The sequence below is a fragment of the Palleronia sp. THAF1 genome, assembly GCF_009363795.1.
Classification (GTDB): Bacteria; Pseudomonadota; Alphaproteobacteria; order Rhodobacterales; family Rhodobacteraceae; genus Palleronia.
Genome location: NZ_CP045420.1, coordinates 635,789 through 661,000, shown reverse-complemented (window position 1 = coordinate 661,000; position 25,212 = coordinate 635,789). Strand labels below are relative to the sequence as shown.

The 25,212-nt window shown below is 65.3% G+C and carries 27 protein-coding genes and 2 tRNA genes; 16 read left to right on the top strand and 13 right to left on the bottom strand.

Annotated elements, in window-relative coordinates; translation table 11 throughout:
- Positions 1 to 89: 89 nt before the first annotated feature.
- Positions 90 to 164: transfer RNA gene (locus tag FIU81_RS03285), tRNA-Thr, on the bottom strand.
- A gap of 300 nt (positions 165 to 464) precedes the next feature.
- Here FIU81_RS03285 and murA point away from each other — a divergent pair.
- Both murA and FIU81_RS03275 read left to right on the top strand, forming a co-directional pair.
- Positions 465 to 1,733, top strand: a complete 1,269-nt coding sequence (murA, locus tag FIU81_RS03280) for a UDP-N-acetylglucosamine 1-carboxyvinyltransferase (RefSeq protein ID WP_124111514.1) — start codon at positions 465 to 467, stop codon at positions 1,731 to 1,733.
- Positions 1,730 to 2,203: a DUF2948 family protein gene (locus FIU81_RS03275; protein ID WP_124111513.1), complete on the top strand. Its 474-nt coding sequence runs from the start codon at positions 1,730 to 1,732 to the stop codon at positions 2,201 to 2,203. The genes murA and FIU81_RS03275 overlap by 4 nt, the downstream gene beginning before the upstream one ends.
- On the opposite strand, the gene FIU81_RS03270 is transcribed toward FIU81_RS03275, so the two are convergent.
- On the bottom strand, positions 2,204 to 2,695 hold the full coding sequence (locus tag FIU81_RS03270; RefSeq protein WP_320414789.1) for a GNAT family N-acetyltransferase: 492 nt from the start codon (positions 2,693 to 2,695) through the stop codon (positions 2,204 to 2,206).
- A 76-nt stretch (positions 2,696 to 2,771) separates the two neighbouring features.
- Here FIU81_RS03270 and hisD point away from each other — a divergent pair, with 76 nt between their 5' ends.
- The 8 genes from hisD (at position 2,772) to FIU81_RS03230 (ending at position 8,335) form a co-directional block, all read left to right on the top strand.
- A complete protein-coding gene (hisD, locus tag FIU81_RS03265; RefSeq protein WP_124111512.1) occupies positions 2,772 to 4,070 on the top strand; it encodes a histidinol dehydrogenase in 1,299 nt (432 codons plus the stop codon).
- A gap of 84 nt (positions 4,071 to 4,154) precedes the next feature.
- The gene (locus FIU81_RS03260) at positions 4,155 to 4,616 is read left to right on the top strand and encodes a UPF0262 family protein (RefSeq protein ID WP_124111511.1); all 462 of its coding nucleotides are present in this window, start codon (positions 4,155 to 4,157) and stop codon (positions 4,614 to 4,616) included.
- Positions 4,617 to 4,715: 99 nt separating this feature from the next.
- Positions 4,716 to 4,934 (top strand): translation initiation factor IF-1, encoded by a 219-nt coding sequence (infA, locus tag FIU81_RS03255; RefSeq protein WP_007205486.1) that lies wholly within the window; start codon positions 4,716 to 4,718, stop codon positions 4,932 to 4,934.
- A gap of 93 nt (positions 4,935 to 5,027) precedes the next feature.
- A complete protein-coding gene (locus FIU81_RS03250; RefSeq protein ID WP_124111510.1) occupies positions 5,028 to 5,606 on the top strand; it encodes a Maf family protein in 579 nt (192 codons plus the stop codon).
- Positions 5,603 to 6,637: a ribonuclease E/G gene (locus tag FIU81_RS03245; RefSeq protein ID WP_124111509.1), complete on the top strand. Its 1,035-nt coding sequence runs from the start codon at positions 5,603 to 5,605 to the stop codon at positions 6,635 to 6,637. Before FIU81_RS03250 ends, FIU81_RS03245 begins: the two co-directional genes overlap by 4 nt.
- Position 6,638: 1 nt before the next feature.
- On the top strand, positions 6,639 to 6,812 hold the full coding sequence (locus FIU81_RS03240) for a DNA gyrase inhibitor YacG (RefSeq protein WP_124111508.1): 174 nt from the start codon (positions 6,639 to 6,641) through the stop codon (positions 6,810 to 6,812).
- An 85-nt stretch (positions 6,813 to 6,897) separates the two neighbouring features.
- A tRNA-Phe gene (locus FIU81_RS03235) sits at positions 6,898 to 6,972 on the top strand.
- Positions 6,973 to 7,048: 76 nt separating this feature from the next.
- Positions 7,049 to 8,335 (top strand): cytochrome-c peroxidase, encoded by a 1,287-nt coding sequence (locus FIU81_RS03230; protein ID WP_124111507.1) that lies wholly within the window; start codon positions 7,049 to 7,051, stop codon positions 8,333 to 8,335.
- Here the strand turns inward: FIU81_RS03230 and FIU81_RS03225 are convergent.
- Complete coding sequence (locus FIU81_RS03225; RefSeq protein WP_124111506.1) at positions 8,332 to 9,816, bottom strand: CRTAC1 family protein; 1,485 nt, start codon at positions 9,814 to 9,816, stop codon at positions 8,332 to 8,334. The genes FIU81_RS03230 and FIU81_RS03225 overlap by 4 nt on opposite strands.
- The gene (locus FIU81_RS03220) at positions 9,813 to 11,075 is read right to left on the bottom strand and encodes an ROK family transcriptional regulator (RefSeq protein ID WP_124111505.1); all 1,263 of its coding nucleotides are present in this window, start codon (positions 11,073 to 11,075) and stop codon (positions 9,813 to 9,815) included. The genes FIU81_RS03225 and FIU81_RS03220 overlap by 4 nt, the downstream gene beginning before the upstream one ends.
- 201 nt (positions 11,076 to 11,276) lie before the next feature.
- Here FIU81_RS03220 and xylF point away from each other — a divergent pair, with 201 nt between their 5' ends.
- The 4 genes from xylF (at position 11,277) to xylB (ending at position 15,904) form a co-directional block, all read left to right on the top strand.
- Positions 11,277 to 12,314 (top strand): D-xylose ABC transporter substrate-binding protein, encoded by a 1,038-nt coding sequence (gene xylF / locus FIU81_RS03215; RefSeq protein ID WP_124111504.1) that lies wholly within the window; start codon positions 11,277 to 11,279, stop codon positions 12,312 to 12,314.
- A 97-nt stretch (positions 12,315 to 12,411) separates the two neighbouring features.
- Positions 12,412 to 13,710, top strand: a complete 1,299-nt coding sequence (locus tag FIU81_RS03210; RefSeq protein ID WP_124111503.1) for a sugar ABC transporter permease — start codon at positions 12,412 to 12,414, stop codon at positions 13,708 to 13,710.
- Positions 13,710 to 14,483 carry an ATP-binding cassette domain-containing protein gene (locus FIU81_RS03205; protein WP_124111502.1) on the top strand — a complete coding sequence of 258 codons (774 nt, stop codon included), beginning with the start codon at positions 13,710 to 13,712 and terminating at the stop codon, positions 14,481 to 14,483. Before FIU81_RS03210 ends, FIU81_RS03205 begins: the two co-directional genes overlap by 1 nt.
- Positions 14,483 to 15,904 (top strand): xylulokinase, encoded by a 1,422-nt coding sequence (gene xylB, locus FIU81_RS03200; protein WP_124111501.1) that lies wholly within the window; start codon positions 14,483 to 14,485, stop codon positions 15,902 to 15,904. Before FIU81_RS03205 ends, xylB begins: the two co-directional genes overlap by 1 nt.
- 39 nt (positions 15,905 to 15,943) lie before the next feature.
- Here the strand turns inward: xylB and modC are convergent, their stop codons facing one another.
- The 5 genes from modC to FIU81_RS03175 form a co-directional block, all read right to left on the bottom strand.
- A complete protein-coding gene (gene modC / locus FIU81_RS03195) occupies positions 15,944 to 17,026 on the bottom strand; it encodes a molybdenum ABC transporter ATP-binding protein (RefSeq protein ID WP_124111500.1) in 1,083 nt (360 codons plus the stop codon).
- Positions 17,023 to 17,715 carry a molybdate ABC transporter permease subunit gene (gene modB / locus FIU81_RS03190; RefSeq protein WP_124111537.1) on the bottom strand — a complete coding sequence of 231 codons (693 nt, stop codon included), beginning with the start codon at positions 17,713 to 17,715 and terminating at the stop codon, positions 17,023 to 17,025. Before modB ends, modC begins: the two co-directional genes overlap by 4 nt.
- Complete coding sequence (gene modA / locus FIU81_RS03185) at positions 17,715 to 18,458, bottom strand: molybdate ABC transporter substrate-binding protein (protein ID WP_124111499.1); 744 nt, start codon at positions 18,456 to 18,458, stop codon at positions 17,715 to 17,717. Before modA ends, modB begins: the two co-directional genes overlap by 1 nt.
- Before the next feature lie 71 nt (positions 18,459 to 18,529).
- Positions 18,530 to 19,576: a hybrid-cluster NAD(P)-dependent oxidoreductase gene (locus FIU81_RS03180; protein ID WP_124111498.1), complete on the bottom strand. Its 1,047-nt coding sequence runs from the start codon at positions 19,574 to 19,576 to the stop codon at positions 18,530 to 18,532.
- A gap of 51 nt (positions 19,577 to 19,627) precedes the next feature.
- The gene (locus FIU81_RS03175) at positions 19,628 to 20,863 is read right to left on the bottom strand and encodes an aromatic ring-hydroxylating oxygenase subunit alpha (protein WP_124111497.1); all 1,236 of its coding nucleotides are present in this window, start codon (positions 20,861 to 20,863) and stop codon (positions 19,628 to 19,630) included.
- Between the two features lie 81 nt (positions 20,864 to 20,944).
- Here FIU81_RS03175 and FIU81_RS03170 point away from each other — a divergent pair, with 81 nt between their 5' ends.
- Both FIU81_RS03170 and FIU81_RS03165 read left to right on the top strand, forming a co-directional pair.
- A complete protein-coding gene (locus FIU81_RS03170) occupies positions 20,945 to 21,490 on the top strand; it encodes a CIA30 family protein (protein WP_254695980.1) in 546 nt (181 codons plus the stop codon).
- Positions 21,491 to 21,557: 67 nt separating this feature from the next.
- On the top strand, positions 21,558 to 23,177 hold the full coding sequence (locus FIU81_RS03165) for a BCCT family transporter (RefSeq protein ID WP_124111496.1): 1,620 nt from the start codon (positions 21,558 to 21,560) through the stop codon (positions 23,175 to 23,177).
- Here the strand turns inward: FIU81_RS03165 and FIU81_RS03160 are convergent, their stop codons facing one another.
- From FIU81_RS03160 to uraH, 4 genes are read right to left on the bottom strand one after another with little or no spacing between them, the layout of a single operon-like run.
- A complete protein-coding gene (locus tag FIU81_RS03160) occupies positions 23,178 to 23,603 on the bottom strand; it encodes an acyl-CoA thioesterase (protein ID WP_124111495.1) in 426 nt (141 codons plus the stop codon).
- The gene (locus tag FIU81_RS03155; protein ID WP_124111494.1) at positions 23,600 to 24,004 is read right to left on the bottom strand and encodes a PaaI family thioesterase; all 405 of its coding nucleotides are present in this window, start codon (positions 24,002 to 24,004) and stop codon (positions 23,600 to 23,602) included. Before FIU81_RS03155 ends, FIU81_RS03160 begins: the two co-directional genes overlap by 4 nt.
- The gene (locus FIU81_RS03150) at positions 24,001 to 24,831 is read right to left on the bottom strand and encodes an inositol monophosphatase family protein (RefSeq protein WP_124111493.1); all 831 of its coding nucleotides are present in this window, start codon (positions 24,829 to 24,831) and stop codon (positions 24,001 to 24,003) included. The genes FIU81_RS03155 and FIU81_RS03150 overlap by 4 nt, the downstream gene beginning before the upstream one ends.
- The gene (uraH, locus tag FIU81_RS03145; protein WP_124111492.1) at positions 24,831 to 25,181 is read right to left on the bottom strand and encodes a hydroxyisourate hydrolase; all 351 of its coding nucleotides are present in this window, start codon (positions 25,179 to 25,181) and stop codon (positions 24,831 to 24,833) included. Before uraH ends, FIU81_RS03150 begins: the two co-directional genes overlap by 1 nt.
- Between the last annotated feature and the right edge of the window lie 31 nt (positions 25,182 to 25,212).

Sequence of the window (25,212 nt, the reverse complement as noted above, 5' to 3'; positions counted from 1 at the left end):
CGCACCGATCCTGTCGGCCGAAAGGTGACCGAACCCGCGCATCAGGTCCAGAAGACTGAAGCCAGTTAAAAGACGAGCGGTTCGGAAAATGGTGCTGCCGGAGAGATTCGAACTCTCGACCTCCCCCTTACCAAGGGGGTGCTCTACCCCTGAGCCACGGCAGCACGCGGCTGAGGCCATAGACGGATGGTGGATGTGGTGCAAGTGGGGGAATGACACTTTTCGCCCCGTGGCCTTCTGACCGAAGCTGATTTCCAACTGCGGCGAACTGGACCCTTTGGCGGCGCTGGTCTATGCCCGGTGCCATGACGAAGACGCCGGACGCAAAGCCCCAAAAGCCTGCACCGCAGACGCGGGAAGACAGGTTGAAGGCTGCGCTAAAAGCAAACCTTCAAAGGCGCAAGGCACAGGCGAAAAAGCGGGCCGACGGCAAGACGGACCCGCCAGAGCAGTAGGACGAAGCCATGGATTCCATCGTTGTCACCGGCGGAGCCGAGTTGCGGGGCGAAATTCCCATCGCGGGCGCGAAGAACGCGTGCCTGACGTTGATGCCCGCCACGCTGCTGTCGGATGAGCCGCTGACGCTGACAAACGCGCCGCGGCTGTCGGACATCAAGACGATGACCGCCCTGCTGCAATCGTTGGGTTGCGAAGTGACCTCGATGCAGGACGGGCGCGTGCTGGCGCTGTCCTCCCATGACATCAACAACCACACCGCCGACTACGACATCGTGCGCAAGATGCGCGCCTCTATTCTGGTGCTCGGCCCCATGCTGGCGCGGGACGGTCACGCCATCGTGTCGCTGCCCGGCGGCTGTGCCATCGGCGCGCGCCCCGTGGACTTGCACCTGCGTGCGCTGGAGGCGCTGGGAGCAGAACTGGACCTGCGCGACGGCTACGTTCACGCCAAGGCGCCGGGCGGGCTGAAGGGTGGAACAGTGACGTTCCCGCTGGTGTCTGTCGGTGCGACCGAGAACGTGCTGATGGCCGCGACGCTCGCCAAGGGCACGACCGTGATCGAAAACGCCGCGCGCGAACCCGAAATCGTGGACCTTGCTGACTGCCTGCGCCGCATGGGCGCACAGATTGACGGCGATGGCACGTCGACCATCACAGTGCAGGGCGTGGACCGGCTGGGCGGGGCCACGCATCCTGTGGTGACCGACCGGATCGAGCTGGGCACCTATATGCTGGCCCCAGCGATCTGCGGTGGTGAGGTCGAGTGTATCGGCGGGCGCATGGACCTGGTCTCGGCCTTCTGCGAGCGGCTGGACGCGGCGGGCGTGAACGTCGAGGAGACGGATCGCGGCTTGAAAGTATCGCGTCGCAACGGACGGGTGTCCGCTGTCGATGTCGAAACACAGCCCTTCCCCGGCTTCCCGACCGACCTGCAGGCGCAGATGATGGCGCTGCTGTGCACGGCGGATGGCACATCGACGTTGCACGAGACGATTTTCGAGAACCGCTTCATGCACGCCCCCGAACTTATCCGCATGGGCGCGCGGATCGACGTTCAGGGCGGATCGGCGACCGTCACGGGGGTCGAGCGGCTGAAGGGTGCGCCGGTCATGGCGACGGATCTGCGCGCTAGCGTGTCGCTGATCCTTGCGGGTCTGGCGGCAGAGGGCGACACGGTCGTGAACCGCGTCTACCACCTGGATCGCGGCTACGAGCACGTGGAAGACAAGCTGGGTGCCGTCGGGGCCAAGATCGAACGGGTGCCGGAACGATGACCGAAGACGCACGGTTCGAAGACGCGCGCGGCGGCCCGCTGCGCCTGCGGGCGCTGGATGCGGACGATCTGCAGGTGATCTCTTCGCTATGTCAGGACGCCATCTTCCCGATCACCGAAATGGCATGGGACCGGAAGGCCCGGCGCTTTGGTCTGCTGCTGAACCGCCTGCGTCGAGAGGATCGGTTGGTCGCCCAAGGTACCGAAGTCGAGCGCGTGCGGACCGTGCTTGCGATCGAAGACGTGACGGCGGTGCAAACCAACGGCATCGACCGAACCGACCATGACACGGTTCTGTCCGTCTTGGCGGTTACAATGGAACCCGGCGAGGACGGAACGGGCCGCGTGCTGATCACTCTGGCCGGCGATGGTGCGGTCGCCGTGGATGTGGAAGCGCTGGAAGTGACCCTGCGCGACGTCACGCAGCCTTACCGCGCGCCCTCTGGCAAGATCCCCGCGCACGACGACTGATCACCCCAAATCGCGGCGCATCGTGGCGTAGCCGTTGCTGCGGCCCAGTTCTTCGTATCCCGCAGAGCGGTAGGCCGACAGCGCCACGTCGTTGTCCAGCTCGACCTTCAGCGACACCGACAGCGCGCGCAGATCGCTGGCCGCTTCCTCTACGAAACGCGTCAAATCGGCACCGGCACCGCCGCGTGCTTCCGGGGTGACGAAAACGTAGACCAAGTGCCGCACCTCTGGCCCGATCCCTTCGCGCAGTGCGAAAAAGCCGACGGGCGTGCCGGTCTCGTCATCTATGTAGTAGGCCGCATCCGTCGGCTCGTTCAGCCACTTTTCCTGCCATTCCAACGGGTCGAACGGGTATTTTGCGTTGGGGTTCACCAGCGTCATCGCGTCTGGGTCGGTCAGCATCTCGGCCAGAGGCAGCAGGTCGCGCGGATCGGCGCGGCGGTAGGTCAGTTCGGTCATCGGCATCTCCAGTTCCTTTCCGGTGCGGCGCATAACAAATCGGGATCATGGATCAATGGCTTGAGCCGCCAGGCCCGCCCGACTAAGCGAACGGCTGAAAGGACGTCCAATGCCTCAGTTCATCGCTACGACAGATGCCGACTTCGAGACCCGCTTCGCCAAGCTGCTGACGCTTAAGCGTGAGGACAGCGTGGATGTGGACGATACCGTTGCGGCCATCATCGCCGATGTGCGCGCACGCGGCGATGCCGCCGTCTGCGAGCTGACCGCAACGCATGACCGTCTGCAGCTGACGCCCGATACGCTGGCGTTCACCGAAGACGACATCGACGAGCACATCGCCCGCGTTCCCGATGCGGAACGAGCCGCGCTGGAGCATGCCGCCGCGCGCATCCGCGCCTACCACGAGCGGCAGTTGCCCAAGGACGAGTCGTGGGAAGATGAGACAGGCGCGACGCTGGGCTGGCGCTGGACGGCCGTGGATGCCGCCGGGCTTTACGTGCCGGGCGGGCAGGCGTCCTACCCTTCGTCGCTGTTGATGAACGCGATCCCGGCGCAGGTGGCTGGCGTCAAGCGGCTGGTCGTGACCGCGCCCACGCCGGACGGTATCGCGAACCCGCTGGTGCTGCTGGCCGCGCGAATCTCTGGCGTTGAAACCGTCTACCGCATCGGCGGCGCGCAGGCCGTGGCTGCCTTGGCCTATGGCACCAACACGATCCACCCGGTGGACAAGATCACCGGCCCCGGCAACGCCTATGTCGCCGCCGCCAAGCGCCGCGTCTTCGGGCGCGTGGGCATCGACATGATCGCCGGACCGTCCGAGATCCTTGTGATCGCCGACGCCGACAACGACCCCGACTGGATCGCGCTGGACCTTCTTAGCCAAGCCGAGCACGACGCCAGCGCGCAGTCGATCCTGATCACCACTGATGGCGCCTTCGGTCAAGCCGTCGCAGACGCCGTCGATGCGCGCCTTCAAACGCTGGAACGCCGCGAGATCGCCGCGCCAAGTTGGGCGGACAACGGCGCCATCATCACCGTGCGCGACCTTGGCGAAGCCGCCGCCCTTGCCGATCAAATCGCGCCCGAGCACCTGGAGCTTTGCGTCGACGACCCGGAACCGCTGGCCGCAAACATCCGCCACGCCGGCGCGATGTTCTTGGGCAAATGGACGCCGGAAGCCATCGGCGACTACATCGGCGGCCCGAATCACGTGCTGCCCACGGCGCGCTCTGCCCGATTCTCGTCCGGTCTGTCGGTCATGGACTTCATGAAACGAACCACGATGGCGCGCATGACTCCGCAATCGCTGAAAGCCGTGGGCGAGGATGCCGAAACGCTGGCGCGTTCGGAAAGCCTTGAAGCGCATGGCCTAAGCGTGCGCGCCCGTCTGGATGCGTTGAATTAGGACATATGGACCTATCGACATTCGTCGCGATCCACATATCTTTCGCGGTAAGGGAGGTTGTCCGAGAAAACGGATGACACGCACATGAGTTACCTTAGCGACATAGAAATCGACGAATCGGGGTCCTTCGATCCCAATGGAATCATGGAACAAGAGCGCCGCGTGGCGGTCTTTGACCTTGCGGAACGCAACCAGTTCGACCTGCTGGGCACCGCGCCCGGCCCCTACCGGCTGCGTCTGGCGGCGGAAGGCACGCGTATTCACTTCCGCTGGCACGCCGAAAGCGGTGCGCAGGGTGATTTCACGCTGGCCCTTGGTGATCTGGCGCAGACCGCGCGCGATTACCGCAGCCTGTGCGAAAGCTACGTGGACGCGGTGCGCAGCCTGCCCCCCGCCCGCATCGAAGAGATTGACACCGCCCGTCGCGATATCCACGGCGAAGGGGCCCGCCAGTTGCGGGCGCGTCTGGCCGATAGGGTCACGCTGGACGACGAGACAGCGCGGCGTCTGTTCACGCTGATCGTCGCGATGACCGACGCTCAATAACGCACTCTGCCCGATCTGCCTTGATATCCGGGCCGTTTCGCCCCATCTACGCGCCATCCAAGCCAGCCCATAGGGGGTGGCACGCAACCAGGAGTGACCATGGCCAAGGAAGAACTGCTCGAATTCCCAGGCGTCGTGAAAGAACTCTTGCCGAATGCGACGTTCAGGGTCGAGCTGGAAAACGGCCATGAGATCATCGCGCATACGGCAGGGAAGATGCGCAAGAACCGCATCCGTGTTCTTGCAGGCGACAAGGTGCAGGTCGAGATGACCCCCTACGACCTGACCAAAGGTCGGATCAATTATAGATTTAAGTAGCGCACGGCGACGCCGTGCGCAGTGCGCGAGAGGGATTCGCGCAGCGAAACCCGTGCGGCACCCATACGACCATCTGGGTGCCAAGGTGCCCAAATGACCCAACCCCACCTCATCCTCGCTTCCGGCTCCCCGCGCCGTCTTGAACTCTTGGCGCAACTGGGCCTGACGCCCCACGCCATCCGCGCGCCCGACATCGACGAGACGCCCGCAAAAGCCGAACTCCCCCGCCCCTATTGCATCCGCATGGCGCGCGAGAAGGCGCAGGCCAGCACCGTCGGTGAAGGCGAGGTGATCCTTTGCGCCGATACAACCGTCGCACTTGGCCGTCGCATCCTCGGCAAACCGGACGATGCCGAAGAAGCCGCCGCATTCCTGCGCAAGCTGGCCGGTCGGCGTCACAAGGTCATCACAGCCGTCTCGGTCCGCAACTCGGATCGCCTTTGGGAGCGAAACGTCGTCAGCACCGTAAAGATGAAGACGCTCTCTGACGATGAAATCGCGGGCTACATCGCCACCGGCGATTGGCAAGGCAAGGCGGGCGGCTACGCAATCCAGGGGCCTGCCGGGGCGTTCATTCCGTGGATCGAAGGATCGTATTCCGCGATCATGGGCCTGCCGGTGGCCGAAACAGCCGGATTACTGCAAGCCGCTGGCATAAAGGTCTGGGCATGAAGGGCACGACGATCCATCTGGACGAATACGCGGGCCGGCTTGCCGCTGCGCGCATTGTGGACGGTCGGTTGGACGACCTGCTGATCGCCCCCGATGACGACAGCCCCGCCCCCGGCGCCATCTACCGCGCCGTCGTGGATCGCACGATGAAAGGCCAGGGCGGCGCGATGGTGAAGCTACCCGGCGGCACCGGCTTCCTGCGCGGCGCAAAGGGGCTGCAACAGGGCTACGCGCTGAATGTGCAGGTCACCGGCTATGCCGAGCCCGGCAAGGCCATCCCCGTCAGCGCCGAACCGCTGTTCAAATCCCGCCATGTCATCGTCACCCCCGGCAAGCCCGGCTACAACGTTTCGCGCCGCATCAAGGATGACGACGCACGCGAGGCGCTTCTGGCGCTGGCGCATGACATTGCAGGCGAGCCGGGCGAGACCGGCTTGATCCTACGCTCCGGCGCAGGCGACGCGCCCTCCGACGAGGTGGCGGAAGATATCGCCGCCATGCTCGAACTTGCCGAAACCGTGCTTCGCGACACAGGCCGCGATCCCGAACTGCTGGTAGACGGTCCTGACCCCCACACGCTGGCCTGGCGCGACTGGGACGTGCCCGACGCTCTGTTTACAGAGCCGGGCAACTTCGCCGAGCACGGCGTGGACGACATGATCGACGCCCTGTCCGACCCCCGCGTCGATCTGGGCGGGGGCCACTGGATGAGCGTCGAGCCGACGCGCGCGCTGGTCGCCGTCGATGTGAACACCGGGACCGACACCTCTTTGGCCGCTGGCCTCAAAGCCGATATCGCCGCCGCCCGTGCCCTGCCCGCCGCGCTGCGGTGCCGGGGTCTAGGTGGGCAGATCACCGTCGACATGGCCCCCGCCCCCCGCAAGGAACGTCGCGTGATCGAGCAGGTGCTGAAGGCCGCCTTCCGCGCCGATGCGATCGATACAGTGCTGGCAGGCTGGACCCCTTTGGGTCACTTCGAGTTGCAAAGAAAACGCGAGCGCCTTCCCCTGACAAAGATCCTGAAGACCTGACATGCCCTGCCCGATCTGCAAACGCCCGCCCGATCCGAAATACCGCCCTTTCTGCTCGAAACGCTGCGCTGACGTGGACCTCGCCAAGTGGCTGAACGGCGCCTACGCGGTCCCCGTGGAAGAGACAGAAGAGTGGGAAGAGGATACCTTGCCCCCGCGCGACGAATCCTCCTGATTTTTTGGCCCGCATCCTCTGGACTGTCGCGCAAGCGGGGTCTAAGACACGCGCACCCTGACGAGGCCAATCGCCCCGTCCCCGTGCCTGGGTAGCTCAGGGGTAGAGCAGTGGATTGAAAATCCTCGTGTCGGCAGTTCGATTCTGCCCCCGGGCACCACTTTCTCAGGTAAGCCGTGCCCTCGCCGCGATAAGACGCTTGCCCAATTTGCGGTGGGGTTGCACCTTTCGCCACCATGAAACCGCTGATCCTTCTCCTTGCAATTTCCGGACCCGCGCTGGCCGAACCCATGCCGCTGGACCCCGCTGGCTTCGCCACGCATGATCCCGCCGCGGTCGAGCTGGGACAGTTGTTGTTCTACGATCCGATCCTGTCGGGCAATCGCACTGTCAGTTGCGCCACCTGTCACCACCCGCGCTTCGCCACGGGGGACGGGCTTGCGCTGGGGCTGGGCGATGGTGGCATCGGTCTGGGGCCCGACCGCAAAGCCGATCCCGACAACCTGCCCGAACAGCGCATTCCCCGAAACGCGCCCGCGCTGTTCAACATCGGCCACCGCGATGTGACCGTCATGTTCCACGATGGCCGGATCGAGGTGGACGACAGCCAGCCAAACGGTCTGCGCACGCCGCTGGACTCGGACATGCTGGCGGGGTTCGACAGCCTGCTATCGGCGCAGACGATGTTCCCGGTCCTGTCGCCGGACGAGATGGCGGGGCATTATCAGGAAAACGACGTATCCTTGGCCGTTCGGCAAGGGCGGCTGACCGGCGACGGTGGCGCATGGGATATCATCTCGCAACGCGTGGCCGCGATCCCCGAATATCGCGCGCGCTTCGCAGATGCCTATCCCATGCGCGACAGCATCGCCTTTACCGATATCTCGAACGCCATCGCTGCCTTCGTCGATACCGAATGGCGCGCGACCGATACGGCCTATGACCGCCACCTTCGCGGGGACGAGTCACTGTCCGGCGCGGCGAAGGACGGGATGGAGCTGTTCTTCGGCGTGGCGGGCTGTGGCGACTGCCACTCCGGCCCCCTGCTGTCGGACCAGCAGTTCCACGCTATGGGCACGCCGCAGATCGGGCCGGGTAAGGCTGCGCGGTTCGAGAGCCATCAGCGCGACGACGGTCGAATGAGGGTCACGGGCCGGTCCGAGGATGCGTACGCCTTCCGTACGCCCATGCTGCGCAACGTTACGCGAACGGGGCCGTGGGGGCACGCGGGCGCGCATGATGATCTGCGCGCGTTCCTGCGAGATCATGCCGAACCGGGGTCTGAACTGGTGTCTGTCACGCTTCCCGATCTGCCTAGGGCCGCCCCCGACTTTGCGGTGTGGGACGAGCCGGCTGAGCGCGAGGCGATCCTCGCTGCTGTGACGGTGACACCGATGCCCTTGTCGGACTCCGATTTCGATGCGCTCATGGCATTTCTTGGATCACTCGAAGACACCTCTGCCATCGCAGGAAAGCTGGGTGTGCCGAATAGCGTTCCCTCGGGTTTGCCGGTCGATCGCTAGCGCGTCGGACGGTGGATCTCCCCCGCCGCAACCCGCTGCCATTCGCCGACAGCACCGTCTGGCCAGATCACACGAACCTGCGCCGCCTCTGCATCGCCCAGCCCGAAATGCACTGGCCCCGCCTGACCTCCAGCGTGCCCGCCGCCCACGGTGATCTCGCGCGCTTGCACGGCGTCACCGATCCGCACTTCGATCCAAGCACCCACGGCGCGGGTGTTCGGGCCGTTCTGCGCAGGCTCCACCATCAGCCAGCCCTCTGCGTCGCCGATATTTCGCCATAGCTTCAATGGCGCACGGCGAGCCGCCACCACCAGATCGAGCCGCCCGTCGCCGTCGAAATCCGCCAGCGCCGCGCCGCGAGAGCGCGCATCGTCACCGACGCCCGCCGCGCCACCCGCTTCAACGAAGGTCCCGTCCGCCTTCTGCATCAACAGGTTGTTCGGATCGCGCATGGCATTGCTGGGCATCTGGTCGACGTTGCCCTTGGCGATGAACAGATCCAGCGCCCCGTCGTTATCCACATCCGCGAACTCGGCGTGCCAGCCAGTGGACGGGCGGCCATCGTCACCCGCGTAGGGCCGTTGCGCCGCGACACCCACGCCAAAGGGCGCGTTGCGCCATGCAGCCCCATCGTTGAATTGCAAAAGCTGGTCGCCCATCGAGGTCAGCATCACCTCGGGCAGCCCATCGCCAGTGATGTCGGCGCTGGCGATACCCATGCCCCACAACGACACCTTCTCCCAACCGTCCGCCTCTGTTCGGGGGGCAAGCGGGTTCAACCGCCACATCTCTTCGTAGCCGCCGCGCATGTAGTAGTGCCGGTCGTTCGAGATGCGCAGCTCCGGTGTTCCGCTGCGCTGCCAGTCCGACACCAACATCGACAGCGCGCAGTAGCCCGGCGACAGAACAACAGGCGTGCCGTAGCCGTCGCCGCGATAGAGCGCGTGATCATCGCAGGCTCCAAACGGCCCTTCCGGATTTTCGCGATCCACGTAGTTTCCGAAGATCAGCGTCGGGCGGCTTTGCCCCGCTTCCCACGTCGCGGTGAAGGCGGTCGTCCAGCCATCGCCACCGTCAAAGCCCCAGTCGGCGCTGGCGTCGGTGAAACCACAGGCCCCATCCCCGCGCAGAAGGCGGTTGGCACCAACCCGCAGCACCGCCAGATCGAGCGCGCCGTCGCCGTCGATGTCCAGAGGGTAAACGCCGGTCGTGCGCGTTAGCTCTGGCAGATCGCCTTCGTCGAAACGGATCGCCGCACCCTCGGTCGCGTTCACGAACAATCGCGCAGGCTCGGTTCCGCCCGCGACCGCGATGTCGGGGCGGGTGTCGCCGTTGCAGTCGAACACCGCAACGCCACCGCCGACGAAGTGCTCCCAATCGCCGGAATAGACATGCTCGACCGGAAATGCGTCCGGTTGAAATTCGAACGCCGGATCGGCCAGCGCGATCCCGGGCAGCAGATACAAAAACGCAACTCTCATGCCACTGCCTCTGACGGTACGCCGAGCCGCGCGTCGGTCACATAGGCCAAGGCGAGTGCTGCGGCGCCGCGCGCCCATAGCAAGTCGCCCCATTCGTGCACGATGATCGGGGGCAGATCGCGGCCCGTGTCGATGACGAAGCCGCGCATCTGGTCCGACAGCGCGTCCGCGTCCAGCCAATCGTAGCGCACGCGCCCGCCCGACAGGATCAGCAAGGATGGGTCGAACAGGTTGACCACGGTAGCCAGCCCCGCCGCCAGATAGCGAGAGGCGCGCGCGAAGACGGACCGTGCTGCCGAGTTGCCCTGCCCTGCGGCCTTCTGCATCTCTTCGATCAGTTCGGGGAACGCTGTGCCCTCACCGTCCAGACGCAACGCCGCCGACGCCTCTCGTGCCAAGGCATAGTCGGCAAGGTACGCTTCCAGACAGCCACGTTGCCCGCAGCGGCACAGCGCACCATCCAGCTGCACCTTGATGTGCCCCAACTCCGGCCCCAGCCCATTCGCTCCGCGGAACAGGCGATGCCCCAGAACGGTGCCGACGCCCACGCCCTCTTCCAGCGTGACCACGGCGAAATCCGCCGTGCGCCGCCCCTTGCCGAACCAAGACTCCGCCAGCGCCACGAGGTTCGCGTCGTTGTCGATGGTGACGGCAACGCCCAGCCGGTCTGTCGCCAGACTGGCAAGGTCGATCTGCGGGCCGTCCAGCAGGGGCGACCAATGCACCTGTCCGGTGTGGTGATGCACGAAGCCCGGCAGACCCAACCCGACGGCGCCAAGGTCGCGGCGGGTGCGTCCGATCTCGGCCAGCATGGCGTCGATCATGTCGCCGATCGCGTCGATCTGGTGCAGCGGGTCGCCGTTGCGGGCACCCACGGGTGTGCGCCGCTCGGCCAATTGATTGCCGGCGAAATCCACAAGAATGCCCGTGCGTTCGCGGCTGGACAGCTTGATTCCGGCCACGATGAAGGCCTGCGGGCAGACGACCAGACCAACGGGCGGGCGCCCCCTGACCGCATCGCCCGGAAGCCGCGAGACCAACTCTTCTCGCAGTAGACCGTCGGCGATCAGCTCTGCCGTCAGCGTCGATACCGTGCCGGGAGAAATACCAAGCGTCTTCGCGACCAAAGCCCGCGACACGGGCCCGGCGGCCCGGACCTGATCGAATATCTGAAGTTTCAGGGGACGCGCGGCGACGGGGCTTTCCCCCAACAGCGGTCCGCAAACCACCGGTGCCGCAGAGGTGTCGAGCCCGTCCATTTCCTTCACCCCGCAAACTAAGTTTCACCCAGCGCCGCGCTGCACCGCAACATAAAATCTTTGCGGGCGCAGCATTCGCCAGAATATACACCCAGCAGACAGACCATGCCGATATTAAGTTTGACAGGCAAACTAAAACTCGCGAGATTGCCGCCAATCCGGGGCGGCCAATGCACCCGGATCGTTTCAGGGAGGAAACTCATGCAAAGACGTACTCTGCTCGCCGCGGCCCTTTCGGCCACGTGTCTCGTTCCCACCGCGCTGCTCGCACAGGACGGCCCGACCGTCGGCGTCAGCTGGTCGAACTTCCAGGAAGAGCGCTGGAAGACGGACGAAGCCGCCATCCAGGGCGCTTTGGAAGAAGCCGGCGCGACCTATATCTCGGCCGACGCACAGTCGTCGTCCTCGAAGCAGCTGTCGGACATCGAATCGCTGATCAGCCAAGGTGCCGACGTTCTGATCGTTCTCGCGCAGGATACGCAGGCCGTCATTCCCGCCGTTCAGGCTGCCGCCAACGAAGGCATTCCGGTCATCGCCTATGACCGCCTGATCGAAGACGACCGCGCCTTCTACCTGACCTTCGACAACGTCGAAGTCGGCCGCATGCAGGCCCGCGCCGTTCTGGAAGCGCAGCCGACCGGCAACTACGTGATGATCAAGGGCTCGCCCACCGATCCCAACGCCGACTTCCTGCGCGGTGGTCAGCAGGAAGTGCTGCAAGAGGCGATCGACGCCGGTGACATCACCATCGTCGGCGAAGCCTACACCGACCAGTGGCTGCCCGCGAACGCCCAGCGCAACATGGAGCAGATCCTGACGCAGAACGACAACAACGTCGACGCCGTGGTCGCCTCGAACGACGGCACCGCCGGTGGTGCCGTGGCCGCTCTGGCCGCTCAGGGCATGGACGGCATCCCGGTCTCGGGTCAGGATGCCGACGGTGCCGCGCTGAACCGCGTGGCGCAGGGCACCCAGACCGTTTCCGTTTGGAAGGACAGCCGTGATCTGGGCGCGCGCGCAGGCGAGATCGCCGTGGCGCTCGCCGGTGGCGAGTCGATGTCAGACATCGAAGGCGCAGAGGAATGGACCTCTCCCGCCGGAACGACGCTGATCGCGCAGTTCCTCGAGCCGGTGCCGATCACGCAGGACAACCTGGATGTGGTCGTCGATGCAGGCTGGATCGAAAAAGACGCGCTGTGCCAGGGCGACACGTCCGGCGCCGCCGTCTGCGCCGAGTAAGACACCAAACCCCGGCGCGCGGATCACTCGCGCGCCGGGCCACTTTCGCCCCTTAGTGCCGAAGGGGCCTGTATCCGTGACATAGGGGAGACGCGCCATGGCCGATGCCAGCGCCGACGGGGGCCGTACCGCCCCGAAGAAGACCTTCTTCCAGACGCTTGAGCTCGACACCCGCCTGCTGGGCATGGTCGGTGCCTTCATCGTGGTCTGCGTGATGTTCAACATCCTGACCGATGGGCGTTTCCTGACCCCGCGTAACATCTTCAACCTGACGATCCAGACCGTTTCCGTCGCCATCATGGCCACCGGAATGGTCTTCGTGATCGTCACCCGCCACATCGACCTGAGCGTCGGCTCCCTCCTCGCGACCTGCTCGGCGATGATGGCGATGAGCCAGACAGTCTGGCTGCCGCAGGCCCTTAGTATCGACCTTGGAAGTCCCCTGATCGCGCCGCTCGCCATCATCGTCGGGCTAATCACAGGCGCGGTCATCGGCGGATTTCAGGGCTACCTGGTCGGCTACCTTGCGATCCCGTCCTTTATCGTAACCCTTGGCGGCTTGCTCGTCTGGCGCAACGTCGCGTGGTACCTGACGAGCGGACAGACCATCGGGCCGCTGGACGAGGCGTTTCAGCTTCTGGGCGGCATCGCCGGAACGCTGGGGGTCACCGGCAGCTGGATCGTCGGCCTGATCGCCGTTGCCTTCGCCTGCTTCGCCATCTGGAACGCCCGACGTGGACGTATCGCACATGACTTCCCCGTAAAGCCCGTCTGGGCAGAGATCGCCATCGCCGTCGTGGCCGCCATCGTCATCTTGGGCTTCGTCGGCACATTGAACGCATACGACGTGCCGTCGCGTGTGCTCGAACGTCAGTTCGAAGACGCCGGGCAAACGCTGCCAGAAGGATACACGCAAGGCTACGGCGTCCCCTATTCGGTCCTCTTGCTGATCGCCATTGCCATCGCGATGACCATGATCGCCCGCAAAACCCGGCTGGGCCGCTATATCTTCGCCACAGGCGGCAACCCCGACGCTGCAGAATTGTCGGGCATCAACACCAAGCTGCTGACGGTAAAGGTCTTCGCGCTGATGGGTGTGCTGTGCGCGCTGGCCGCCACCGTCGCCTCGGCCCGCCTATCGTTCCACTCCAACGACATCGGCACGCTGGACGAACTGCGCGTCATCGCCGCGGCCGTCATCGGTGGCACCGCGTTGGCCGGTGGCCTCGGCACGATCTACGGCGCGATTCTTGGCGCGCTGATCATGCAGTCGCTGCAATCGGGCATGGCGATGGTCGGCGTGGATGCACCGTTCCAGAACATCGTCGTGGGCGCAGTGCTGGTCCTCGCCGTCCTTGTGGACATTATCTATCGCAAAAAGACGGGAGACGCCTGATGTCGGATAAAGTGAACCGTTCTGGAACGCCGCTTGTCGAGCTGAAGGACATCTCCATCGCATTCGGCGGCATCAAGGCTGTCGATCACGTCAGCGTGGACCTTTATCCGGGCGAAGTCGTCGGCCTGCTGGGCCACAACGGCGCGGGCAAGTCGACGCTGATCAAGTGCCTGTCGGGGGCGTATCGGCAGGACAGCGGAGAGGTCTTCGTCAACGGTGAAAAGGCCGAGATCAACAATCCCCGCGACGCCCGCGACTACAACATCGAGACCATCTACCAGACGCTTGCGCTGGCCGATAACCTCGATGCTGCGTCCAATCTGTTTCTGGGGCGCGAGCTGACGACCCCCTTCGGCTTCGTCAACGACAGCGCGATGGAGGCTGAGACCCGCAAGATCTTCCAGCGCCTGAACCCGAACTTCCGCAAGTTCAACGCGCCCGTCTCGGCCTTGTCGGGTGGTCAGCGTCAATCCGTTGCCATCGCGCGCGCCGTCTACTTCCAGGCCAAGATCCTGATCATGGACGAACCGACGGCGGCGCTTGGCCCGCAAGAGACTCAGATGGTCGCCGATTTGATCCAAGAGCTGAAGAAGCAGGGGCTTGGCATTTTCCTGATCGACCACGATGTGCATCAGGTGAAGCGTCTGTGCGACCGCGCCGCCGTGATGAAAAACGGCGAGTTGGTCGGCGTGGTGGATGTGGACGACGTCAGCACCGACGATCTGTTGGCGATGATCATCGCTGGTAAGACCCCCGCGCATCTGGCCGCCTGATGTTTTTGGGACTGGACCTTGGAACGTCGTCCCTGAAGGGGCTTTTGATCGACGCCGATGAGCGGGTGGTGGCCGAAGCGGCGGCCCCGCTGAGTGTGGAACGCCCGCACGACGGCTGGTCAGAGCAGAACCCGGCCTCGTGGATCGTGGCGGCAGAGGCCGTGCTATCCAAGTTAGGCGATCTGTCCGGCGTGCAAGGCATCGGCCTGTCGGGCCACATGCACGGCGTCACGATGCTTGGGGCGGATGACACCCCCCTGCGCCCCTGCCTGCTGTGGAACGACACCCGCGCCCATGCGGAAGCCGCCGAGATGGACGCGAACCCGATCTGGCGGCGGATCACGGGCAATATCGTGTTCCCCGGCTTTTCTGCCCCCAAGGTGGAATGGGTGCGCCGGAACGAGCCGGAGGTTTTCGCCAAGACCGACGCCGTGCTGCTGCCAAAGGACTACCTGCGCCTGTGGCTGACCGGAGAGCGCGTGGCCGAGATGTCCGACGCCGCAGGCACCGCGTGGCTGGACGTCGGCGCGCGGAAGTGGTCCGACGATCTGCTGGCACGTTGCGGACTGTCCGCCGGTGCGGCCGGACGGCTGGTCGAAGGCTCTGCCGTCTCCGGCCAACTGCGTGACGATCTGGCCGCGCGTTTCGGTCTGCCCAAGAACACCCCGGTCGCTGGCGGCGCGGGCGACAACGCCGCATCCGCCATCGGAATGGGCGTGACGGAACCGGGCCGCGCGTTTGTGTCCCTCGGCACCTCTGGCGTGCTGTTCGTCGCCACCGAAGGCTTCACGCCGAAGCCGGAGACCGCCGTCCACACCTTCTGCCACGCGATCCCCGACACCTGGCACCAGATGGGCGTGATCCTGTCGGCGACCGACTCGCTGAACTGGTATGCGGGTCTCGTCGGTCAAAGCGCGCAGGACCTGACCGCCACCCTCGGCCCGCTGCAAGCCCCCGGAAAGACCGTGTTCCTGCCGTATCTGGGTGGCGAACGCACGCCGCTGAACTCTGCCTCGGCGCGCGCGGGCTTCCTTGGCCTCGACCATACCACCGACACCGCCGCAGGCACCCGCGCCGTGATCGAGGGCGTCACCTTCGCCCTGCGCGACAGCCGGGATGCACTTGCCGCCACGGGTACGCGCATCGACAGCCTTGTTGCTGTAGGCGGCGGCAGCCGGTCGGACTACTGGCTGTCCGCCATCGCCACCGCGCTGGACCTGCCGGTCGACGTGCCGGAGGCGGGCGACTTCGGTGCCGCTCTTGGGGCCGCGCGCTTGGGTCGGATGGCCGCTACGGGCGACACCACCTGTGCCGCGCCGCCCATCGCGAAGACCGTCCAGCCGGAACGCACGCTGACCGACGCCTTCGAGGCAGCACACACCCGATACCGCAAAGCCGCCGCCTTCCTGACGGAGTTCTAGGTACCGCCAAAGGGCATCGTCGGTCGCTTCGTCTGACCCCTACAGCCCGCCCTGCCCCACATCGTCGGGTGCGATGGCGAGCGATTTCAGAACCGCATGGCACGTGCCGCCTTCGGCCAGCCCCAGCGCGCTGGCCGACCGAGCTGTCACACGGGCCAGAACCCGTCCTGCGGCAGTTTCCAGAACGACCAGCACGCCCGGTCCGGTTCCAGCACGAATCTCGACGATGCGTCCTTCGATCACATTCAGCGCAGACAGTCCCACGGGCCTATCGCGCGACAGCAGTACCTCTTGCGCCGCGATGCGCACCCGGATCGGCGCACCCACCGCCAGTGGTACGCGGGGCAGGAACAGCGCCACGCCGCCAGCATCCAACTCACTCAACCCGTCCTCGTGGTGAGTGGCCACCCGCGCCTCCAGCACGGCTCCGGCCGCACGCACGCCCGTGGGCATCACGCGCGGATCGGCCAGCACTTCCGCAGCCGGGCCTGCGCGCACCACGCGTCCGTTTTCCAACGCAACGACCGTGGTCGCCAACCGCGCGACCTCTGCCGCCGAGTGACTGACGTACAGGATCGGCACGTCAAAGGCGTCTCGCAGGCGCTCGAAGTAGGGCAGGATCTCTGATTTCCGCGCGTCATCCAGCGCGGCCAGCGGCTCATCGGCCAAGATCAGACGCGGTCCGGCCAGCAAAGCGCGCCCAATGGCGACGCGCTGCTTTTCCCCGCCCGACAATGCGGCGGGTCGGCGATCCAGAAGCGGCTCCAGCCCCAGCATCGCGATGACCTTGTCGGCGTCCCGCACCTCTCCGCGATACCACTCGGCATAGTGCAGGTTCTGGTTCACCGTCAGATGCGGAAACAGCCGTCCGTCCTGAAAAATATAGCCCAACCCGCGCTTTTCCGGGGCGCGGTCGATGTCCCGCGCGGCGTTGAACAGGATTTCACCACCCACGACGACGCGCCCCTGATCGGGCCGCAACAGCCCCGCCACCGCGTTCACCAATGTCGTCTTGCCAGAGCCGGACCGCCCGAACAGAACCGTCACCCCGGCAGGGGCCGTAAAGCTGGCGTCGAGCGTGAAGTTCCCCTGCCGATGCTTTATCGCGATATCGAGGCTCATCGACCGGCCACCCGCTTTGCCACCCGCGCGGATATCCATTCCGACACAAGTACCGCCCCCATCGACACGGCGACGGACACAGCCACCAGCTTCAGCGCCGCCCCTTCCCCGCCCGGCACCTGAAGGAAGGTGTAGATCGCCGTGGGCAGCGTGCGCGTCTCGCCGGGGATGTTGGCGACGAAGGTGATCGTCGCCCCGAACTCTCCCATCGCCTTGGCGAAGGCCAGCACCGCGCCGGTCAGGATGCCGGGCAGGATCAGCGGCAGCGTGACGGTCCCGAAGGTCCACAAGCGGTTGGCGCCCAGCGTCCGGGCGGCTTGCTCCAACCCCGGATCGACCGCCTCGATCGACAGGCGGATCGCGCGGACCAGCAAGGGGAACGCCATGATCGCGGCGGCAAGCGCGGCTCCGGTCCAGCGGAACGCGAAGACGATGCCGAACTGCGCGAGGAACGCGCCAAGGGGCGCGCGTGGACCAAGAGCCAACAGAAGAACATATCCCGTAACGACCGGAGGCAGGATCAGCGGCAGCAGCACCAACCCGTTCAGCAGCTGTCGGCCCGGGAACGACTTGCGCGCAAGGACGTAGGCCACCCAGATGCCCGGCGGCAGGCTGGCGACCGTCGCCCAGAACGACACCTTCAACGACAGCGCCAGCGCGGCATAAGCCTCTGCTCCCAGCCATTCGATCACGGCAGCACCTCGAAGCCAGCCGCAGCGAAGGCGTCTTTGGCGGCGGGCGTTGCTAGGTAGTCCAGGAACCGCTGCGCCGCTGCCGAATCACCCTGCGCCAGTGCGGCCACGGGATATCGGATCGGATCGTGTGCGTCGGGCGGGATGGTAGCGACGATGCCGACGCGTGGTTCTGCCGCAGCATCCGTGGCGTAGACGATGCCGTATGGGGTCGCGCCGACGGCCACCAACGCCAGCGCCGCGCGCACGTTATCAGCCTGCGCGACTTGGGGGGCGACGGCGTCCCACAGGCCCGATGTCCGCAACGCCTGCCGCCCGTAGACGCCAGCGGGCACCGCATCGACCAACGCCATCGCGAGGCGCCCGGTGCCCAGCGCTTTGGGCAAGTCTTCCAGCCGCATTGGTTCCGCCGGGACCGGAGCCACCACCACCAATCGATTGGATAGCAAGTCCCGCCGCGTGTCAGGTGCCAAGTCGCCCGATGCCTCCAGCGTGTCCATCCAATCGCTGCTCGCCAGGATCGCTACATCCCCCGGCGCGCCTGCGGCGATCTGCCGGGCCAAGGCCGCAGAGCCTGCGTAGATCGGGCGCACCGTGTCGTCGCCAGACGCCGCGAACCCTTCGGCCACCACGTCGAGCGCGCCCTTCAGGCTGGCGGCCGCGAAGACCGTCACCACATCCGCCGACGCCACACGCGGCACGACGGCGATCAGTAGGGCAAGGATCAGGCGGAAAAGCATGGTGGGCGGGTCTTCTCGCTTAAAAGGCCCGTCCCGTATCGCCTGCGCCCCGCCTTGGGGCAAGCACCCGATCAGGCGTCGATCTCAACCTCGCCCACGGGGTGTGAACAGCAGGTCAGGATCCAGCCATCCGCCACGTCGTCATCCGAGATTCCGCCATTATGAACCATGCGCACCTCTCCCTTCGTCTTACGCACCTTGCAGGTACCGCAGATGCCGAAGGTGCAGCCGTAGGGAATGCGCAGGGCGTTGGCGCGGCTGAGCGCAAGGATCGTGTCGGTCTCACGGCAGTCCAGCGTGACACCGGCGCGCGCGAAGGTCACCTGCGCCGATGCGGCGGCATCCGGGACAACGTCATCATCGGGCACGACTTCGGCCACCGGGGCGGGCGCGGCGAAGCTTTCCTGACGGAAACGCGCCATGTCGTAGCCCATGTAGGATAGCGCCTCGCGCACCATCTGCATGAACGGCTCGGGGCCACAGCAGTAGACGTCCCGCTCCAGGTAGTCGGGCGCCATCGTCCCCAGCATCAACTGGTTCAGGCGGCCCATGTAGCCGGTCCAGACCTGATAGGGTTCCTCTTCCGTGACCGCGAAAGACAGCTTCAGGCCGGGCACACGGCCCGCCATATGCGTCAGGGTCTGCGGGAAGACCAGGTCGGTGGGGCGGCGCGCGCAGGCGATCAGGCGCACGTCGGGGTCGGTGCCGTAGTCATAGAGATAGGACAGCATCGACATCATCGGCGTGATGCCCGACCCGGCAGAAATCAGCAGATACTTGCGATCGGTCGGTCCCAAAGTGAAAGACCCCGCCGGCCCGGAGGCCTTGATGCGCGTGCCGACGTTCACGTGGTCGAACATCCAGCGCGTGCCGACGCTGCCTTCCTGTGCCTTGACCGTGACGCTCAGCGCCAAGGGGCGCGAGGGTGAGGAAGAGATCGAGTAGGTCCGGTGGATCGGACCGCCCGGCACCGGCAGCTCAAGCGTGACGAACTGGCCCGGTCGGTAGTCGAACAGGCGCCCCGATGGCGCTCGGAATGCGAAGGTGCGCACATTCGGCGCCTCGGGAACCACCATCGTACATTCCAGCGCCTCTTCGTCGGTCCACACTTCGATCATCGCGCCCGCCTGTCCTTCATCGTTCCAAAAATACCTTTGCCGGAGGCATCCTTACTCTGCGGCCATGACCCGCCGTCCGGTCAGCCGAGAGGTCATCGTGCGGGTGTACCAGTCCACGAACTGCCGTACGCCCGACTCTTGCACGGGCGAATAGGGTCCCGGCTCATAGGCGGGGGAATTGATGCCCATCTGATTTTCCTCGACCACGGCGCGGTCCTCTGCGTTGGTCTGCTCCCAAACGGTCGTCAGGCGGTGCAGATCGTAGTCCTTGCCCTCGACCGCGTCCTTGTGAACGAACCACTTGGTCGTGACCGCCGTCTGGCGCGGGCCAACGGGGATCATCGAGAACAGCATTATTACGTCGCCCAAAAAGTGGTTCCAGCTGTTGGGGTAGTGGAAGAACAGCAGGCTGCCCGCGTCGCGGATCGACACGTCGCCGACCAGCTTTTCGCAGGCCTGTCCACCGTCCATCGTGTAGCTGACGGCACCCGGCACAAGGGGCACGCGGACGAAGCGCCACTGCTCGTCGGTCGCAATGTGGAAGCGTGACGGAAGGCCCGCCGCTTCGCACTTCTTCAGGTGCGCGGCCATCACGGGATCGTCCTTGCCCGACCCGTCGCCCGCGATGTTGGGGTTGTCGTCGAAGGTCACCGTGAGCGCCGGATGTGCGCCGGAGCAATGGTAGCACTCGCGGTTATTCTCCATCACGAGCTTCCAGTTGCCGTCCTCAATGATGGTCGTCTCATGCGCGAGCTTGCAGTTCTCCAGCCCATGCGGCCCGGCGTAGGTTTGTGCGGCCTCGGCCAGTGCATCGAAGGCGGGGGCGGTTTCGCCAAGGCAGATGAAGACGATACCGGCCGCCACGCGGCAGTGCACCGACTTCAGCCCATGCGCGCTCGCGTCGAAATCCGCGCCCATGTCGCGCGCCCACATCAGGCGACCGTCCAGATCGTAGGTCCACTGATGGTAAGGGCAGACCAGCTTCGGTGCCGATGCCTTGCCCGGCTTGCACAGGCGCGATCCGCGGTGGCGGCAGGCGTTGTGGAAGGCGCGGACCTCCCCATCGGCGCCGCGCGCGACGATCACCGAATGGTCGCCCACCTGCAGCGTCATCGTGTTGCCCGCCTTGGGGATCTCTGACACGGCGCCAACCAGCAGCCACTCGCGATACCACAGCTCTTCCATGTCCACGGCGTAGAAGTCGGCATCCGTGTAGAGCGCGCGATTCAGCGAGTGTCCGGGGGCGCGTTGCATCAGTTGCGACAGCATTTCAGAGCGTGTGCTCATCGGTTGGCCTCCAAAGCCGGGTGGTCTCCTCGTGTTGGGTCTCAAGCATGAGACGGCTGTCGTTCCTTGGATCACCGCGACATGGCCGGATCGCTTTACGACACGGGGCCGGATTTCGCGCGGCCCAGCGCTAGGTCGCGCAAAATGGAACATTTGATCTACGATGCGGACCGCGACGGTGCGGGTGAATGGGAACTGGTCTCGGACCAAGTGATGGGCGGCGTCAGTGACGGCGCGCTGTCGGTGCAGCAGGTGGCGGGGCGCGCGGCGATCCGGCTGACAGGCACCGTCAGCACCGACAACGACGGCGGCTTCCTGCAACTGGCGCGCGACGTGGACAGTGCCGCAGGCTGGAACGGCATTGCCCTGACCGTGCGCGGCAACGCCGAGCCCTACAATCTGCATCTGCGCACCACCGCATTGCAGCGTCCATGGCAGTCCTTCCGTGCCACGTTCGACGCGACCGAGGATTGGCAAACCCATCGCATCGCCTTCGACAAGCTGACCGCGCATCGGACCGATGAAACCTTCGATGCCGCCGCCCTGTCACGCATGGGACTTGTGGCCATCGGGCGCGACTTCCGGGCCGATCTGGCGCTATCGAAACTCGTGCTGTTTCGCGACTGAGACTGGACAAGGTCGGTCATGGACTAGGTGATACTGTGCCCAATGCGCCTTTGAAGGAGGGCAGAGAATGCACAAGCTTGCCGACCGTCTGGGTCTTCGGACCGATCCGATCATCTTCTTCGTCTCTGCGACGTTCATGGTCGTCTTCGTCGTGGTCCTTGCTGCCTTCCCCGGCCCAATTGGGGATGCCTTCGCCACCGCGCGCGACTGGATCGTGCGCAATCTTGGCTGGTTCTTCATCCTTGGCGTGAACGTCTGGCTGGCGTTTCTGCTGTTCGCCGCGTTCTCGTCCTACGGGCATATTCGGCTGGGCCGTCCCGATGATCGACCCGAATACTCGAACCTGTCGTGGTTCACGATGCTGTTTGCGGGCGGCATCGGCACGGTTCTGATGTTCTGGGGCGTGGCAGAGCCGATCTCGCACTTCTCGACCCCTCCGCTGCCGGGCGTCGAGCCGTTCAGCCCAGAGGCCGCGCGCGATGGCATATCCATCGCGATCTACCACCTGGGCCTGCACACATGGGCGATCTTCGCGCTGCCCGGTCTGGCCTTCGCCTACTTCATCTACCGATATGAGCTGCCCCTGCGCGTCAGTTCGGTCTTCTGGCCGATGCTTGGGGATCGCATACACGGCCCCGTCGGCAAAGGCATCGACGTGCTGGCGATCCTTGGCACCGTGTTCGGGGTTGCTGTGTCTTTGGGCCTTGGCACCAGCCAGATCGCGGCGGGGCTGGAAGAGTTGTTCGGCTGGGAAAACGGCGTGCCGCTGCGCATCGGTATCCTTGCAGTGCTGACGGTCGTCGCCGTCACCTCCATCGTTGCCGGCTTGGACAAGGGCGTGAAGCTCTTGTCGAACATCAACATCGGCATGGCCGTCGGGTTGATGATCTTCATCCTGATCACCGGATCGACCCTGTTCCTGCTGCGCGGAATCGTCGAGACGGTGGGCCTGTACATCGGCAATCTGCCCCGCTTGGCGTTCTGGAACGACATGCTGTCCACCTACATGCCAGAGCGAGAGGATTGGGGCTGGCAGGGGTCGTGGACGGTCTTCTACTGGGCGTGGACAGTTACTTGGTCGCCCTTCATCGGCCTGTTCGTCGCACGGATTTCCAAGGGCCGCACGATCCGGGAATTCGTTCTCGGCGTTCTGTTCGCACCGTCGATCTTCACCCTTGTTTGGTTCGCGATCTTCGGCTGGGGCGCGATGGGAATCGACGGCATCGGGGAAGAGGCGCGCGCGGCGATGGGCGATCAGGCGGGCCGCATCTCGGATGCCGTGGCCGAAAGCGTGCCGCTTGCAATGTTCGCCTTCTTCGAAAGCTTCCCGGCAACGACGTTCCTGCAAGGCCTTGGTGTCGTGATCGTTGCGATCTTCTTCGCGACCTCCTCGGATTCGGCGTCGCTGGTCGTTGACATGCTGTGTTCGGGAGAGGCGGAAGCCGGTCCCACCCGGCAACGCGTGTTTTGGGGGGTGTCGGAAGGCGCGGTCGCGGGTGTTCTGATGCTGCTGGCGGGCGATCAGGCGTTGGAGGCTTTGCGGCAGGTCATCACGGTCGTCGGCTTGCCGATCTTCGTCATGGTGTCGCTGATGGTCGTGTCATTGGGCATGGGCTTCGCGCGCGAGCGGATCGACCGGGTGGAAATTCACGCGCCCGACAGGCCGGACAGCAAACCCGCCGAGTGATCAGGCGGGGCGCAACGCGTTCAGCACATCGCGGGTTGCGTCGGGGATCGGGGCCTTTGTGCGCTTGATACGGTCCACGTTGACGTGAACGAAGAACCCTTCTGCCGCAGCCGTGTCTTCATCTCCGCCGAACAGCCCGATCTCATAGCGCACGGCGCTGGTGCCAAGGTGGGCGACGCGCAGTCCGGCGGTGACAGTTTGCGGGAAGGCAAGCGGGGCGTGATAGCGGCAGCCAGACTCGATCACGAGGAAGACCGTCTCGCCGCCTGCCGGGTCCAGCACGGCCGCGTCCATCAGATGGGCGTTCACCGCAGTGTCGAACAGTTGATAATGAACGGTATTGTTCAGATGGCCATAAATGTCGTTGTCGAACCAGCGTGTCGGCAAGGTTCGGAACACCCGGTAATCGGTGCGTGTGCCGGTCATCGCGGAGCCACCGATTTAAACGTGCCTGTCGCGGTGGCGATCAGGCGGCCACCTTTGGCTTCAAGCCGCCCATCGCAGAACTTAATCTTGCGTCCGCCGCCCGTGACGTGGCCGGTCGCGGTCAAATGCTCCCCCTCGGCCCCGGACGCGATGTAGTTGACGGTCATCGAGATGGTCACGACCGGGTAGTGACCTCCGTCATCCCAAGCCAGGGACGCCGCACCGCCCATGGCTGAGTCCAGCAGCGCCGCCACAATGCCCCCATGCAACCGCCCGGTGCGGTTCGTGTGCTCTGGCAACACCGTCAGCGTCACAGTGCCCTGCGCCGGGTCGGACAAGTCCAGCATATAGCCCAGCAGCCGTTGCGCGCCGGTCTCGTCCTTCAACACCGGGCCGGTCATGTGCCAATGGCCCCGTTCAACTCGGCCCGCAGCGTGTCCAGCCGTACCAGGGAGGATGCGGCGAGCAGGGGCGTGTTGCCATCGGTCGGATCGTAGGGCCCGCCGGATAGCGTGCCGCAGGCGCCGCCCGCCTCGGTGACGATCAGCTGCCCCGCCAGATGATCCCACGGTTTGGATTGCGCCGACAGCACCCAGTCGACCTTGCCCGACGCCAGCATCCGGTATTCGTGAAGCGAGCAGCGCAGCGAATTGGTGCGTCCGTAGTCCAGCGAGGCCGATGACAGTGCCCGACGCGCGGCGCCTTCGAACATATGCACCGGCAGGTACCCCGTTTCAGTCTCGCGGCTGCGCGTGGCGCGGGTATTCAGTGGCGTCCGCGAACCATGGGCCCGAATGAGCCACGCGCCCTGCCCCTCGATGGCGATCTGCCAGTCGTCCAGAATGGCATCGTACAGCAACCCCATCACTGTTCGCCCGCCTTGCCGGACCGCAAGGATCACGCCGAACATCGCCAGACCGGCGGCGTAGTTCCATGTGCCGTCGATGGGGTCGATTACCACGACCGTGCCGTCGCTATGCAATCGCTGAAGGATCGCGGGATCGTCCGCGACGGCCTCTTCGCCCACCACCGCAGCGTCGGGGATCAGGTTCAGCACCCGATCCGTCAGCGCCACCTCTGCCGCGCGGTCGGCCACCGTCACAAGGTCTTCGGCATGGGACTTCACATCGATGTCGTCTGCCCCCAGCGCGCGGAAGCGCGGCAGGATCTCTGCCCGCGCCACGTCGCGCACGGCTTGAACGAGCGCATCGGCGGTGGTTTGGTCCATCACGAGCCTCGGTATGTCGAATATCCGAAGGGCGAGAGCAGCAACGGCACGTGGCAATGCGCGCCTTCTGCCATGCCGAACCGGATCGGCACGTCATCCAGGAACAACGGATCGTCGGACTGGCCCTGCGCGCGCAGGTAGTCGCCGCAGTGGAACACCAACTCGTAGCGCCCAGTAGCAAAATCGTCTTGCGGCAGGATCGGCGTGTCGGTGCGTCCGTCCGCGTTCGTGCGCGCTGTGGCGATCTTCGTGCGCGCGTCACCGTCCAAGCGGAACAGCGTGATGTCGATCCCGGCGGCGGGGCAGCCCTGTGCGGTATCGAGGACGTGGGTGGTCAGGTATCCGGGCATGGGGCCTCCGATCATTTGCCCGCAAACTGGA